The 14,782-nt window shown below is 58.3% G+C and carries 12 protein-coding genes; all 12 read left to right on the forward strand.

Annotation, left to right across the window (positions count from 1 at the left end; translation table 11 throughout):
* The first annotated feature begins 126 nt into the window (after positions 1–126).
* The 12 genes from J3A65_RS21785 (at position 127) to J3A65_RS21845 (ending at position 14,642) form a co-directional block, all read left to right on the forward strand.
* Positions 127–1,701, forward strand: coding sequence for an ABC transporter substrate-binding protein (locus tag J3A65_RS21785; protein WP_209903747.1), 1,575 nt, complete (start codon positions 127–129; stop codon positions 1,699–1,701).
* A 58-nt stretch (positions 1,702–1,759) separates the two neighbouring features.
* The gene (locus J3A65_RS21790; protein ID WP_209903749.1) at positions 1,760–2,614 is read left to right on the forward strand and encodes an alpha/beta hydrolase; all 855 of its coding nucleotides are present in this window, start codon (positions 1,760–1,762) and stop codon (positions 2,612–2,614) included.
* On the forward strand, positions 2,611–4,221 hold the full coding sequence (gene ggt, locus J3A65_RS21795; protein WP_209903751.1) for a gamma-glutamyltransferase: 1,611 nt from the start codon (positions 2,611–2,613) through the stop codon (positions 4,219–4,221). The genes J3A65_RS21790 and ggt overlap by 4 nt, the downstream gene beginning before the upstream one ends.
* A gap of 15 nt (positions 4,222–4,236) precedes the next feature.
* On the forward strand, positions 4,237–5,211 hold the full coding sequence (locus tag J3A65_RS21800; RefSeq protein WP_209903753.1) for an ABC transporter permease: 975 nt from the start codon (positions 4,237–4,239) through the stop codon (positions 5,209–5,211).
* Between the two features lie 4 nt (positions 5,212–5,215).
* Positions 5,216–6,127 (forward strand): ABC transporter permease, encoded by a 912-nt coding sequence (locus J3A65_RS21805; protein ID WP_209903755.1) that lies wholly within the window; start codon positions 5,216–5,218, stop codon positions 6,125–6,127.
* Entirely contained in the window at positions 6,127–7,104 is a 978-nt protein-coding gene (locus J3A65_RS21810) for an ABC transporter ATP-binding protein (protein WP_209903757.1), read from the forward strand. Before J3A65_RS21805 ends, J3A65_RS21810 begins: the two co-directional genes overlap by 1 nt.
* On the forward strand, positions 7,104–8,120 hold the full coding sequence (locus J3A65_RS21815) for an ABC transporter ATP-binding protein (RefSeq protein ID WP_209903760.1): 1,017 nt from the start codon (positions 7,104–7,106) through the stop codon (positions 8,118–8,120). The genes J3A65_RS21810 and J3A65_RS21815 overlap by 1 nt, the downstream gene beginning before the upstream one ends.
* A 30-nt stretch (positions 8,121–8,150) precedes the next feature.
* A complete protein-coding gene (locus J3A65_RS21820) occupies positions 8,151–9,347 on the forward strand; it encodes a M20 family metallopeptidase (protein WP_209903762.1) in 1,197 nt (398 codons plus the stop codon).
* 1,311 nt (positions 9,348–10,658) lie between these two features.
* The gene (locus J3A65_RS21830; protein ID WP_209903764.1) at positions 10,659–11,630 is read left to right on the forward strand and encodes a tripartite tricarboxylate transporter substrate-binding protein; all 972 of its coding nucleotides are present in this window, start codon (positions 10,659–10,661) and stop codon (positions 11,628–11,630) included.
* Between the two features lie 53 nt (positions 11,631–11,683).
* Complete coding sequence (locus tag J3A65_RS21835) at positions 11,684–12,157, forward strand: tripartite tricarboxylate transporter TctB family protein (protein ID WP_209903766.1); 474 nt, start codon at positions 11,684–11,686, stop codon at positions 12,155–12,157.
* Between the two features lie 10 nt (positions 12,158–12,167).
* Complete coding sequence (locus J3A65_RS21840; RefSeq protein WP_209903768.1) at positions 12,168–13,667, forward strand: tripartite tricarboxylate transporter permease; 1,500 nt, start codon at positions 12,168–12,170, stop codon at positions 13,665–13,667.
* 87 nt (positions 13,668–13,754) lie between these two features.
* On the forward strand, positions 13,755–14,642 hold the full coding sequence (locus J3A65_RS21845; protein WP_209903770.1) for a GntR family transcriptional regulator: 888 nt from the start codon (positions 13,755–13,757) through the stop codon (positions 14,640–14,642).
* Positions 14,643–14,782 lie beyond the last annotated feature (140 nt).

Here is a 14,782-nt window from a genome sequence, read left to right on the forward strand (position 1 = left end):
AACACGAGAGAATTGAGTTTGACAGCTTGATGACAGGGTCCTACCAATATTGATGGAAACGGAGAAAACTCGTTCAGAAAGCCGGCAATAAGACCGAGCATCAATCAAGCCATAAGGAGTGGGATCATGGCCCTTACATATTGGAAACGTGCAGCGATTGCTCTGCTCGGTTCAATCGCAATCCCAGCACTCGCTGCTGCGCAGGAATCTCCCTTGACGATCGGCATGTCGACAACGCCGACGACACTCGATCCGCATGAAGACAGCTCCGCTCCCAACAGTGCGACTTCGCGGCACATTTGGGATAGTCTCGTCAACTTGACAGGGACTTCCGGTAGTGCGCCGGAACTGGCGACAGAATGGAAGCTGATTGATCCGACGCATTGGGAATTCAAGCTGCGGGATGGCGTGACCTTCCACGACGGAAGCAAATTCGATGCAGCTGACGTTGTAGCCTCGCTGCTGCGCGCCCGCGACAAGCCCAGCCAGGGCTTTGCTTCGTATACGCGCAACATCGCCAATGTCACCTCGACCGACAGCCTGACGATCGTGGTCGAAACCAAGGTGCCTGACCCGCTTATCCTGAACTCGCTTAGCCGCATCCGCATCATCAGCGCGGACTGTGCACAAGCACCGGTCCAGGATTTCGACGGCGGTAAATGCGCGGTCGGCACCGGTGCCTTCTCTTTCGTTTCCTATGCGCCAGGCAGCAGTCTGAAGTTGAAGCGCAACGATGCATATTACGCCGGAGCGTCTGATTGGTCTGAAGTCAATCTTCGTTTTCTGCCTGACGATGGTGCTCGTCTCGCCTCGCTTCTGTCGAACGAGATCGACGTGATTGAAGCCCTTCCGGCCGACGGGATGGCACGTGTTGAAGCAAGTGATAAGCTGCAGGTCATTAACGGCCGCTCCTCGCGCTTCGTTTATATGGGAATGGATGTCAGCCGCGATGTCTCACCGTTCGTGACGGCATCCGATGGCTCGCCCCTGCAAAAGAACCCTCTGAAGGACGAACGCGTCCGCCGCGCCATGTTGATGTCGATCAACCGCCCGGCGATCGTTGACCGTGTCATGCAGAAGAACGGTACCGTCGCCGATCAATATGTCGCCGACGGCTATGCCGGCCATTCAAAGGATGTAGCGCCAGTCACCTATGACCCGGCGGCTGCAAAAGCGCTGCTTGCAGAAGCCGGTTATCCGGATGGCTTCGGTCTAACTTTGCATGGCCCGGCCGGCCGTTACGTCAAAGATACCGAAGTGCTGCAGGCCGTTGGCCAGATGTTCACTCGCATCGGCATCACGTCCAAGGTCGAGGTACTGCCCTGGTCGATGTATTCCGATAGCTATTCGAAGGGCAGCTACAGTACGTTCCTTGGTTCATGGGGAGTCAACACCGGTGAAACTACCAATCCGACTGTTGCACTAACAGCAACTCGTGACGAGAAGAAAGGTACCGGTCGTTACAACGGCGGTGGCATCTCGGATCCGGCGATCGACGAAGTCCTTGCCAAAGCAACTTCGACACTTGAGGAAGCGGACCGCCTGCCGCTGCTTGAGGAGCTTTCGACGCTCGCCTTCTCCAAGCTCTGGCTGCTGCCGATGCATTATGAGAATGTCGTTCTAGGTGCGAAGAAGTCGGTGACCTATGAAACGCGCGGCGACAAATACACGCTCGCCTACTATGTGAAGCCCGCGAAGTAACGCGGCAACGGCGGGTAGGCCCTCGGGCCACCCGCCAAGCAAATTTCAGGAGATAACGATGCAGGAACTTGGAACGAGCGGCGCTGCCGCCCGTGCGCGGGAGATCTACGACTACGGTCAGACGGCAATCTTCGCGTCGACAGCGGATCCCCGCCTTCATATGCTGCTTTATGTCCCGCCGACAGCGGCGGATGGGCGAAGGATCGACCTGCTGGTCGCCGTGCATGGCACAGGCCGCACCTCGGCAATCGACTTCCGCGACGGCTTTGCTGAGTTCGGGCTTTACAACGACTGTGCCATCCTCTGTCCGATCTTCCCGATGAACGTTCTGGGCGACGGTGCCCGATCCGGCTACAAGTTTATGGAAGAGGGCGACATCCGCTACGACCGGATCGTGCTTTCAATGGTCGAGGAAATGGCTGCGAAATACGATCAGGACTGGTCGAAGTTCGCAATTTTTGGATTTTCAGGAGGCGGCCACTTCGCGCATCGTTTCGCGATCCTTCATCCCGAGCGGCTGTGGGCTGCATCTGTCGGCGCGCCAGGTTCGGTGACGCTGCTCGATCCCGAGCGCGACTGGTGGGTAGGCGTGCGGGACCTGGAAATTCGTTTCGGAAAGACTTTTGACGCTGAAGCGCTAGCTAAGGTGCCGGTACATATGGTGGTCGGAGATGCCGATCTCGAAACCTGGGAAATCACCCACAAGCCTGGCAGCAAATATTACATGGAAGGCGCCAATGACGCCGGTGAAAACCGTCCTGCGCGCCTCGAGGCACTTGCCGATTCGTTCCGCGCAGCTGGCGTCGATGTAACCTTCGAAAAGGTCGCCGGTGTGTCACACGACCGCATCAAGGTTCTCGGCCACGTAAAAGCCTTCCTTGCCAAGATTTTGAATGAAAGACGCATGAAATGAAGAATGCAACGATCGTCGCGCCGCAACCGGAGGCCGTGGAGGCTGGTGCTGCGGTTCTCGAGCGCGGCGGCAATGCCATAGATGCAGCGCTGGCCTGCGCATTCGTGCAGGGCGTCGTTGATCCGCAGATGTCGGGTATCGGTGGTTTCGGCTCGATGCATGTCTATATGCCCGACAAAGGCGTACACGATATTCTCGAGTTCTACGCGCGTGCACCGCTCGCCGCGACACCTGACATGTGGGTGGACAGGGTCAAGGGCGAGAGCCGCGATGGGTTCGGCTATATCCTCGACGGCAACATCTCTGACATCGGCTACCTCGCCGTCTGCACGCCGGGTTCGCTGAAGGGCTATGAAACCGCGCTGCGCGATTACGGCACCTTCGATTGGGCCGACCTGATGGCGCCGGCTATCGACTACGCCCGCAATGGCTTCATGATCCGCAGTCACATGCATTGGTATTGGTCGAAGGATCAGTCCAACGATGGCTTTGCTAACACCCAGGACAAGCTCCGATACTCGGCAACGGGGCGTAATGTCTATTTCCGGGAAGACGGCTCGCTACGCGATGTCGGCGAGACATTGGTCAACCGGGACATGGCAGACACGTTGGAGCGTATTGCCAGAAGTGGTGGTTCGGACATTTTCTATCATGGTGAGATTGCGCAGCAGATCGCTGCCGACTTTGCCGCCAACGGCGGTCTCATTGGGCTGAATGACCTGGCAAAATACGAACTTTCGAAGGCGGCCCCGATCTGGGGCGAGTATCGGGGACATCGCATCGCAACTTCGCCACCACCTGGCTCCGGGTTCCCGATGCTCGAACTCCTTTTCATCCTTGAGAATTTCGATATTGGCGCCATGCAGCATTCGGGGACGGAGCATGTCCGCACGCTATTCGAAGCGATGAAGCGCATGACGATCGACAAGGATGCGCATATGGGCGACCCGACCTATGTCGACGTGCCGTTCGAAAAGCTGCTTTCCAAAGAATATGCTGGCGCCCATGCGGCTTCGATCAAAGCCGGCGAGCGTGTCGACGTTTCTCGCCTGGACCGCTCGCAGCGCGACACCACGCATATCTCAGTGATCGACAAGCATGGCAATGCAGTGGCGATGACCCACACGCTTGGCAGCCCGTCCGGCGCTATCACCGACGGTCTCGGCTTCATGTACAACGGCACCATGAGCCGGTTCAATCCGTTCCCAGGCAAGCCGGGTTCGATTGCTCCCGGCAAGCGCCGGCCAAGTTCCGCGGCACCGACAATTGTCTTCAAGGACGAGCAGCCGTACATCGTCGTCGGTGCGCCGGGTGGCAGCTACATAGCGCCGGCGATTGCCCAGTCACTGATGAACATGATCGATTTCAACATGCCGGTGCTTGAAGCGGTCGCCGCTCCGCGCGTTGTCGGAGTGTCTAACAAGATCGATATTTCCAACCGCATTCGTCGTTCGGTGGAGAAAGAACTGCGCAGCGAGGGATACGATGTGGCGCGAACGCCGCAGACTTATGCTTTTGCCGCTGTCCATGCCATCAAGATCGAAGACGGTGTGTCGAGGGGCGCGGCCGATCCACAGCGCGATGGACTGTCGCTGTCCGTCGACTGATAAAGGAACTGCTTCATGGTTACGTCCATCATCAGAAGACTGATCCAAGCGCTCTTCGTCGTCCTTGCGATGACGGTGATCGTATTTGTCGGTGTGAACGTCATTGGGAACCCGGTCGATATCCTGATCAACCCTGATGCCAATCAGGTTGAACGGGCGAGGGTCATTGCCCACTACGGGCTCGATCAGCCTCTATGGAAGCAGTATTTTCTGTTCCTGCAAGGCCTCACTCAGGGTAACTTTGGCGACAGCTTCGTCTATGGGCGACCGGCTCTCGGCCTGATCCTCGAACGCCTTCCGGCAACTTTGGAACTGGCGGTAACAGCGCTCGGGCTGGCACTCGTCGTTGGCTTGCCGCTCGGCCTCTATGCCGGTCTCTACCCCAACCGGATCTCGTCGCGTGTTATTATGACCGGCTCAATCCTCGGCTTCTCGTTGCCGACATTCTGGGTCGGGCTGATGCTGATCATGGTGTTTTCGGTCGAACTCGGGTGGCTGCCGACCAATGGTCGAGGCCCGACACGCGAGTTGCTGGGCGTACAATGGTCGTTCCTGACCCAGAACGGCCTCTGGCATCTGATGCTGCCGGCGCTCAACCTTGCACTCTTCAAGACTTCGCTGATCCTGCGGTTGACCCGTGCCGGCGTGCAGGAAGTGCTGCCGCAGGACTACGTCAAATTTGCCCGTGCAAAGGGACTGCGCGAGCGCCGTGTGATCTTCGTGCATGTGCTCAAAAACCTGATGATCCCGGTTGTCACCATCATCGGCCTGGAATTCGGCTCACTGATCGCTTTCTCTGTCGTGACCGAGAGCATTTTTGCTTGGCCGGGCATGGGCAAGCTGATCATCGACTCGATCAACCTCCTCGATCGTCCCGTTATCGTCGCCTACCTGATGATGATGGTCCTGCTATTCGTCGTTTTGAACTTCCTGATCGACGTCTGCTACACGCTGCTGGACCCACGGGTCCGGCTCGACTCCAAGGCTTAAAGTCATGATCGAAGCCCCCATTCCAGAAACTTCCAGCATCCCACCAGAACCAAGCCGCCTGCGTCGGCAGCTGCGCGATTTCATGCGCTCCCCCGGTGCGGTCGCCGGCCTCACGGTACTCTTGGTCATCATCTGTCTTGCCTTGCTCGCGCCGCTGATCTCGCCGCAGAATCCATATGACCTGATGCAGCTTGATATCATGGATGGCCGCTTGCCACCGGGGTCGGAATCGATGACGGGGCTGACCTATCATCTCGGAACAGACAGCCAAGGTCGCGACATTCTTTCGGGCATTCTGTACGGCCTGCGGACCTCGCTCGCGGTCGGCGTCCTGTCGGCTATTGCTGCAGCGGTGATCGGCACATCCGCCGGTCTGTTCGCTGCCTATGTCGGAGGCCGCACAGAGACGTTCATGATGCGACTGGTCGATCTCCAGCTGTCCTTTCCGACCATTTTGATGGCATTGATGATGCTGGCGGTGCTCGGCAAGGGTGTCACCAACGTCATCATCGCGCTGATCATCGCCGAGTGGGCCACCTATGCCCGCACCGTGCGCGCTGCGGCACTGGTCGAGCGGGAGAAGGAGTATATTGAGGCGGCAAGGACTTTGCGGCTGCCGGGCTGGCGCATCCTCTTCAAACACTTGCTGCCCAACTGTCTCGCGCCGGTGATCGTCATCGGTACCATGCAGGTGGCACGCGCCATCGGACTTGAGGCGACACTGTCCTTCCTTGGCCTTGGAGCTTCGGTCACCGAACCGTCTTTGGGCATGCTGATCTCCACCGGCTACCAATATCTCCTGACCGGTCTTTACTGGATCAGCTTCTTCCCCGGCATCGCACTGCTCGTCACCATCGTCTCCATCAATCTCGTCGGCGACAGGCTGCGTGATGTGCTCAACCCGAGGAATGTCTGATGACAGCTCTTCTTGAAGTCAGCAATCTGGTCACCGAATTCGGTGGATCCCCAAAAAGCCCTGGCCTGCGGGCGGTCAACGACGTCTCTTTAAGCCTGCAGCGCGGACGGGTGCTGGGACTGGTCGGAGAATCTGGCTCCGGCAAATCCGTTACCGGGTTTTCGATCATGAGGCTCCTGGACAAGCCGGGCAGGGTGGCATCAGGCCAGATCATGTTCGATGGCCAAGACCTGGCGAAGGTCTCGGAAGAAGGCATGCGGCGCCTGCGCGGCAAGCGCATCGCCATGGTTTTCCAGGATCCGATGATGACTCTGAACCCGGTGCTGACCATTGGCACCCAGATGGTCGAGGCGGTTCGCGCGCATGATGACGTCTCCAAGGATGTCGCTCGCCAGCGTGCCCGAGACGCACTTGGGCTCGTCGGTATCCCGAGCCCGGAAGAGCGGCTCTCCGCCTACCCGCATCAGTTTTCAGGCGGTATGCGCCAGCGTGTGGCGATTGCCATCGCCGTCCTGCACCAGCCGGACCTGATCATCGCCGACGAACCTACGACAGCTCTGGACGTCACCATCCAGAGCCAGATCATCTCGGAATTCCAGAAGCTTGCTGAACAGTCGAATACGGCGGTCATTTGGATCACCCACGACCTCGCAATCGTCTCGCGGCTCGCGGACGACATAGCTGTGATGTATGCCGGCCGGCTCGTCGAGACCGGCACGGTGATGGAAGTGCTGGGGGACCCGCGACATCCCTATACCCGCGGCCTGATCGCATCGGTTCCTTCGGAAAACCGTCGTGGCGAGCCTTTGCGGCAAATCCCCGGAATGACGCCGTCGATCACCCGGCTGCCGAAGGGCTGTAGTTTCCAGACCCGGTGTGAACGCGTATCCGAGGGCTGTCTGATCATGCCGCCGCTCATCCCCGAAGACAACCGCGCCTTCCGCTGCATCCATCCCTACAGGAAGGCTGAAGCCTGATGACCGATATACAAGCCCCCCTGATCGAAACTCCCTTGATCGAAGCCCGCCACGTGTCCCGCCGTTTCGGCTCCAAGCCTGACCTGGCCGAAAAGATCGCTTTGAAGCTGCGCATCGCCAAGCCATCGCCGATCGTCCATGCCCTCGACGATGTCAGTTTGACGATCCGCCGTGGCGAGGTCGTCGGCCTGGTTGGCGAAAGCGGCTGCGGCAAGTCGACGCTCGGCCGCGTTATCGCCGGTATTATCCCGCCAAGCGACGGTGAAGTGGCATGGAATGGCGTCGATCGCGCGAAGATGACATCGAGCCAACAGCATATCGCGGGCCTTGCCACCCAGATGATTTTTCAAAACCCGATGGCGGCGCTCAACCCCCGCATGACGGTGGAAGAGCTTGTCTCCGAGGCGCCAAGGACGCATGGGCTTATCCCGAAGGGACAGCGCGCCGACTATATCGACCGCTATCTGACTTTGGCCGGTTTTGATCCGACGATGAAAAGCCGTTATCCGCACCAGTTCTCCGGCGGTCAGCGACAGCGCGTCAACATCGCCCGGGCGCTGGCCGTGCAGCCGGAGTTCATCGTCTGCGACGAGAGCGTCGCTGCGCTGGACGTTTCGATCCAGGCGCAGGTGATTAACCTATTCATGGACCTGCGCGACCGGCTCGACCTGACCTATCTGTTCGTCAGCCACGATCTCGGGGTCGTCGAGCACATCTCGGATCGCGTGGCGATCATGTATCTTGGGCGTATCGTCGAGGAGGCGCCAGTTGAGGAGGTATTTCGCCGACCCAACCATCCCTACACTCAGGCGCTGCTTGCGGAGGTCCCGCGTATCGAACCCGGCAAGCGACGGTTCAAGGCGGTCGAGGGCGAGCTGCCAAGCCCACTCAATCCGCCAAACGGTTGTCATTTCCATCCGCGCTGTCCGTTCGCAATGGACCGCTGTCGGGTTGAGATCCCGCTCAAAAAGGAAGTCGGTCCCGGTCATTTTTCGGCCTGTCACCTCAACGACTGACCCTTACCACATCTATCAGGAAATCAGACTATGACTGAACAATCCTCTACGTCGGGCATCAACGACATAGGCGCTCTCATCGCTGACTTGGTGAAACAAGATGAGCAGCGGTTTATTCAGATTCGCCGGCAGCTCCACGAATATCCCGAGATAGCTTTCGAGGAAGTCCGCACGGCAGCACTTGTGGCCCGTACGCTGACAGAACTGGGTATCGAACATACGACAGGCATCGGGCGCACCGGCGTTGTTGGGCATATCCGGGGTAAACGGCCAGGTCCAACACTGTTGATCCGGGGAGACATGGACGCTCTGCCTATGCAGGAAGAGACCGGCCTTGCCTATGCCAGCAAAATCCCGAACCGGATGCATGCCTGCGGTCATGACCTTCATACCGCTACCGTCTTGGCCGTGGGCGGGGTTTTGAAGCAGCTGGAAGATCGCCTTTGCGGCGATGTCCGGCTGGTGTTCCAACCTGCAGAGGAGGCGATCGGTGGCGCAAAGGAAATGATTGCCGATGGCGTAATGGAGGGCGTCAACATGGCGCTCAGCCTTCACAACCGTCCGGAGCTTCCAGTCGGCAAGTTCGGCATCGTGCATGGATACGCCACATCGTCGGTAGATTCGTTCGACATCGTCGTTCGCGGCAAAGGTGGGCACGCGGCGCGGCCCTATGCTGCCGTCGATCCAATCGTCGTTGCCGCCCATTTGGTCGGTCAGATCCAGACAATCGTTTCCAGAGATGTGCGAGCGCTTGACGCCTGCGTAGTGACTGTCGGCTCTATTCATGCCGGTGAGGCGAGAAACATCATACCGGAAATTTGCGAACTGAAGGGGACAGTGCGCAGCCGGCAGCCCAAGGCGCGCGATGCTGCGGAAACCGGTTTGCAGCGTCTGTGCGACGGTGTGGCACTGGCATTCAGAGCGACCTGCGACCTGACCTACACCCGTGGAACGCCCCCAATCTTCAATGATGAAGGCATGCTGACGAAAACGGTCGAAGCGATCGCCGCACAGCTGGGAGACGTCTCCATAGAGTTCGAGCCAAGCATGGGAGGCGAGGATTTCGCGCTCATGGCCGCGATGGTGCCGTCATTCCGCTTGCTCGTGGGCTCATCGCAGCCAGGCCGGCAGGACAAGGTGCACAGTCCAATCTATCAGCCCGACGAGCGCTCGATTGCGTTTGGTACGATGGCTCTCGCCAGAACCGTAGTCGATGTGCTGAGCTGAATTCCAGCGTAAGTCGAGCAAAACCTGCTTCAATAGGAGGTAGTTGATCAATCAGCCCAGTTTCACTGTCCCATTCATCTTGCCTGCGGGTATTACGGAATCGTGTCAGGAGTAACAGAGCCAGCGGTGTTAGCTCTCATCATGAGCTTCTTAGGCAGAACGGTGAAGCCACAGTTGCAGGTATTCTAGCGTTTAAAGGTGTCGTTGCGTATGCCTACGGCACTGGTTGCAATTTGCCAAAAACGTCGACCAGCCAGTTGATGAACACTCGTAGTCGACGGGAGACGTGCTTCTGTCCAGGGTAAATCACTGAAATCGGTGTCGGAGTCGGTGGGTTGGCCACAAGAGTTTCAATAATTGAGCCAGATGCCAATTCCTCTGCGTAGCGAAATCGTGGTGCTTGTGCGATTCCAAAGCCGGCGCGGGTAAGGGCAGCACTGGTATCTGAACTGGTGACAGTTAGGGTGATGGGAGTGTCACATGTCGGACCGCACCTTCCTTAGTAAACTCGAGAGGCAATGCGGTGCCCGTACGTGATGAGACGAATCCTATCATTCGATGTGACTGCGAGTGAAGGTCTTCTAATGATCTAGGTGTGCCGTATTTCGCAAGGTATTCAGGGCTCGCGACGGTAACCTCTTCAAGCAACGCAAGGCGGCGTACAATCAACCCGCTGTCATCCGGGTCGCCTGCGAGCATGTTATGCGTGTCCCGCAAGACAATTGGCGGATACAGCCCGGTGCAAAGCAGGCGCCATCGATTTGTGGATCAGGTACCTATTACCCTTATACCACCCCAACAAGCTAATGCATCAAATAGCGTAATTTTAAACGCTTCGCGACAACCCGAGTGTCCAAATCCTTCCGCCGACCGTGGTCAGCTCATCCTCGGCAGGCTGATTTTCGCACCCTTAGCCTACATCGGTATCGTGGACCTCAGTAACTGGGTGATCACGGCATTTCGGTGCCACCAACTATGCCTTTGCTCTCGTTTTAGCTGAAGCACGGCGCATCCCTACCGCTGAAGCAGCACTCATTCTCACAGTGGAAACGGTGCCAACCGGGGCATCGCTATTCTTCGGCGAAACACCATCAAGCGTGACTTCGATTGGTGGGGCTGTGATCGCCGTCGCTATTTTCTGGCATACGATGGCGGATACTTTCATGCGGCCGACTTTTCAGAACCATTGCTAAATTCCTCAATTTTTGCATTCATTCGCGGCCATAGACGTATTTACTTTTATATTTATATAATGCAACGTCCTTCCGTCCAGCTCAGGAGGTGAGCTAATCGACGCGAGGAGGGATATCCATGCGCACACTCATGAAATTCGGTCTTATAGCTGCATTGCTCGCCAGTGCCGTCAGCCTGAGCAATGTCCAGGCATCGGCACAGAACCTTGAGCTGACGATTACGGCACCTGCCGGTGCAGGCGGCGGCTGGGATTCGGCCGCTCGGTCACTTCAGGAAGCCATGCGCGTCAGCGGCAATGCGAAGAGCGTGCAGGTGGTCAACGTTCCAGGTGCCGGTGGCACTGTTGGACTGGCTCAGTTTATCGGCACTGCCAAAGGTAGCCCAAATCAGTTGCTGGTCGCAGGCATTACGCTCGTCGGCGCAAGCATCTCGAACAAGTCTCCCGTCGATCTGACCAAGGTGACGCCGATTGCGCGTCTGACCGGCGATCCGCTTGTCATCGTCGTGCCGAAGGACTCGCCGATCAAGACGATCGCCGACCTGCTCGCCACCATCAAGACTGACGTTGCAAAGACAATCTGGGTCGGCGGATCGGCCGGGGGTGCTGACCACATTCTCGCAGCGCTGGTAACCAAGGCGGCCGGAGCCGAGCCTGCTATGGTCAACTACGTCGCCTATTCCGGCGGCGGCGAGTCGCTGGCAGCCATGCTCGGCGGCCAGGCGACGGCTGGCATTTCCGGCTACGGCGAATGGGAAGGCCAGATCAAGTCCGGCGATCTGAGGGCATTGGCGATTTCCTATCCTGAAGCGATCCCCGGCATCGAAGCGCAGCCGCTGAAGGCTCAGGGTCTTGATATCGAGCTGGTCAACTGGCGCGGCATCTTCGCTGGCCCAGGTGTCGAGGGTGCTGACCTTGAGGCGTTGAAGACCGCTATCGACAAAACTGTCAAATCCGATCAGTGGCAAGCGATCCTGAAAACTCGCGGCTGGACCGACTATTATGCTCCTTCCGACGAGTTCAAGACGTTCATCGCTTCCGAAACCGGACGTGTCCAGACCATCCTGAAGTCGATTGGCCTGGCTGATTGATCTTACGCAGAAGGGAGGAGCCAAAAGCTCCTCCCGTTCGCGATGAGGAAACAATGACCACCAAAATCCCCCTTACCTTGAACCGCACCCCTGCGGTGATCGCAGTCGTCCTGTTCGCCATTGCGGCGATCACCTATTGGGACGCAAGTCACATGACCAACCGTGCCACCTATGGCATGAGCGCAAGCGCCGCCTCTTATTTCGTCGCGCTGTTGTTCCTGGTCCTCGCTATCGGGCACCTCCTGTCTGCATTCAAGCCGTCCGACGTGGAGGTCGAGGTCGCTGACTGGAAGGCTGTCGGCTGGATCGCCCTGGCGCTGACAGGGTTGATTGCTTCGATCTGGCTGGGTGGGGGCTTCATTCTCGGATCGACGCTGCTTTTCGCGTTCACTGCCCGGGCCTTCGGCCGCAAGGCCTTCATTGCCGACATCTGTCTCGGGGCGGTCATCGGCTCGTTCGTATTCCTGCTTTTCAACAAACTCTTGACCCTCGCGTTGCCACTAGGCCCGCTTGAGCGGCTGTTCTGAGGACCATCACATGGAAACGATTTCGTTCCTGATCGACGGCTTCTCGCTGGCGATCCAGCCTGCCAATCTGCTCTATGCAGCCATCGGCGTGATCATCGGTACCGCGGTCGGCGTGCTCCCCGGCATCGGCCCCGCATTGACGGTGGCATTGCTGCTGCCGGTCACGTTCAAGCTAGACCCGGCCGGTTCCATCATCATGTTCGCTGGTATCTACTACGGCGGCATGTACGGCGGTTCGACAACGGCCATTCTGCTGAACACGCCGGGCGAAAGCGCATCCGTCGTCACAGCCCTGGAAGGCAACAAGATGGCCCGTGCCGGACGCGGCGGACCGGCACTTGCCACCGCTGCTATCGGCTCGTTCGTCGCGGCGCTGATCGCAACGGTCGGCTTGGCCTTTCTGGCGCCGCTGCTGGTCAAGGTCGCGGTCAAATTTGGCCCGTGGGATTACTTCGGCTTGATGCTGATCGCCTTCGTAACCGTGTCTGCCACGTTCGGATCGTCGCCTCTGCGCGGCCTGACCAGCCTAGCATTGGGCCTCTGGCTTGGCCTGATGGGCATCGACCAGCTCACAGGACAGGCGCGTCTGACCTTCAACGTGCCCGAGCTTCTCGACGGCATCGAGGTAACCACGCTGGCCGTTGGACTGTTCGCGATCGGCGAGGCGCTTCTCGTCGCGTCCCGGCATCTCCACAAGCCCGAGCAGCCGATCCCGGTAAAGGGCTCGATCTGGATGACCAAGGACGACTGGAAGCGGTCGTGGAAGCCATGGCTGCGTGGTACAGTGATCGGCTTCCCGATCGGTGCACTTCCGGCCGGCGGCGCTGAAATCCCGACATTCCTGAGCTACACCATCGAGCGCAAGCTCAGCCGGAAGCCGGAAGAGTTTGGCCATGGAGCCATCGAGGGTGTTGCAGGCCCGGAGGCCGCCAACAATGCTTCGGCGGCCGGCACGCTCGTGCCGCTGCTAACCCTTGGGCTGCCGACATCGGCGACCGCTGCCGTCATGCTCGCAGGCTTCCAGCAGTACAACATCCAGCCCGGCCCACTGCTGTTCACGCAACATCCCGACCTGGTCTGGGGACTGGTGGCTAGCCTGTTCATCGCCAACGTCATGCTGCTGGTTCTCAACCTTCCGTTGGTTGGCATCTGGGTAAAGCTGCTGAAAATTCCCCTGCCATGGCTCTATGCTGGCATCCTGGTGTTTGCATCGATGGGGACGATTGCGGCCAACCCGTCGGTCGTGGAACTGCTGCTGCTGGCTGGCTTCGGTGCCATCGGCTTCCTGATGCGCCGCTATGATTATCCGATTGCACCGGCGGTGGTTGGGCTTATCCTCGGGCCCCTCGCCGATAGTGCACTGCGCCGATCGATGCAGATGAGCCTTGGCGATCCAATGATCCTGTTTCAGCATCCGAGTTCGGCGATCATGATCGGCCTGGCAACGATCGCCCTCGTGGCACCCTTCATCTTCCGTGGGTTGTCACGCTTTCAGCAGGATGAGGATTGACCTTGCTGGCTTTGTCGAGAATTTAGTTTCCAAGCTTCCCTGTCGCTGGAACTTCCGGTTACAGGGCAAAAAGGAAGTCGCAACGACATGGCACGACACAGCCTCTCACCTCAGATCAGTATCGAGATCATCGATTTTGTGAGGTCCAACGAGATGCGAAAGGGCGATCACCTGCCACTGCAGATGCTCGCCGACTTGTTCCGGGTATCCCGCGCACCGATCATGAGCGCGCTGCGCAAGCTGGAAGAGCGGGGCATTGTACGGGCCGAGGCTAATCGCGGTTACTTCCTAGCTATCGATGGCGATAAAATTGATGTCGCCAACAAGGCGGAAAGTGACCGCGGAGGCGATGGCGAGGAACCGATTTATTTCAGGATCGCCGAAGACCGGCTTTCCGGCGTGCTCCCGGAGCGGGTCAGCGAGAACGAGCTGATGCGGGTGTACGATCTGCCACGCACCAAGCTTCTGAAAATCCTCCACAGGATTTCCGACGAAGGCTGGATTGAACGACTTCCCGGCAACGGCTGGTCGTTCCGCCAGGCCCTGACGTCCCGGAAAAGCTATGAGGACGGTTATGTCTTTCGTGCTGTCATCGAACAGCAGGCAATGCTGCTACCGAGCTTCGAACCCAATGCCGAAGGATTTTCGAAAGCACGCGAAAGCCAAACGGCGCTCGGGGATGGTGGATACGAGCACTGGTCCCGCGCAGAGATCTTCAAGGCTAACAACGATTTCCACGAAATGCTCGTCGCCTGCTCCCGCAACGAGTTTTTCCTCGACTCGATCAAGCGCATCAACCGATTGCGCCGGCTGATCGAATATCACGTCACCATCGACCGAAGCCGCCTGCCCAAGCAGACCACCGAGCACCTCCATATCCTCGACCTGCTGGAGGCTGATCGCCGTAACGAAGCGGCGGCTTTTCTCTATACCCACATCATGGGAGCGGGCCGGATCAAGGCGCCACAGCTCTAGAGCGAATAATGCGTCCGAACCCCTGATCGAAGTCGAGTGCAACTCAAGATTAATTGCATTTTATGATTATATTGAGTAGATAGGCATGCTGTGTCGTCAACTGATTTATCGGCGACGAGATAGGTTTGAAGCAAGCTTGG

The sequence above is a fragment of the Rhizobium sp. PvP014 genome, assembly GCF_017876855.1.
In the GTDB taxonomy this organism is placed as follows: domain Bacteria; phylum Pseudomonadota; class Alphaproteobacteria; order Rhizobiales; family Rhizobiaceae; genus Neorhizobium; species Neorhizobium soli.

Coding starts and splice junctions, on each gene's coding strand:
- J3A65_RS21785 (WP_209903747.1), top strand. CDS start 127: ATGGCCCTTACATATTGGAAACGTGCAGCGATTGCTCTGCTCGGTTCA.
- J3A65_RS21790 (WP_209903749.1), top strand. CDS start 1,760: ATGCAGGAACTTGGAACGAGCGGCGCTGCCGCCCGTGCGCGGGAGATC.
- ggt (WP_209903751.1), top strand. CDS start 2,611: ATGAAGAATGCAACGATCGTCGCGCCGCAACCGGAGGCCGTGGAGGCT.
- J3A65_RS21800 (WP_209903753.1), top strand. CDS start 4,237: ATGGTTACGTCCATCATCAGAAGACTGATCCAAGCGCTCTTCGTCGTC.
- J3A65_RS21805 (WP_209903755.1), top strand. CDS start 5,216: ATGATCGAAGCCCCCATTCCAGAAACTTCCAGCATCCCACCAGAACCA.
- J3A65_RS21810 (WP_209903757.1), top strand. CDS start 6,127: ATGACAGCTCTTCTTGAAGTCAGCAATCTGGTCACCGAATTCGGTGGA.
- J3A65_RS21815 (WP_209903760.1), top strand. CDS start 7,104: ATGACCGATATACAAGCCCCCCTGATCGAAACTCCCTTGATCGAAGCC.
- J3A65_RS21820 (WP_209903762.1), top strand. CDS start 8,151: ATGACTGAACAATCCTCTACGTCGGGCATCAACGACATAGGCGCTCTC.
- J3A65_RS21830 (WP_209903764.1), top strand. CDS start 10,659: ATGCGCACACTCATGAAATTCGGTCTTATAGCTGCATTGCTCGCCAGT.
- J3A65_RS21835 (WP_209903766.1), top strand. CDS start 11,684: ATGACCACCAAAATCCCCCTTACCTTGAACCGCACCCCTGCGGTGATC.
- J3A65_RS21840 (WP_209903768.1), top strand. CDS start 12,168: ATGGAAACGATTTCGTTCCTGATCGACGGCTTCTCGCTGGCGATCCAG.
- J3A65_RS21845 (WP_209903770.1), top strand. CDS start 13,755: ATGGCACGACACAGCCTCTCACCTCAGATCAGTATCGAGATCATCGAT.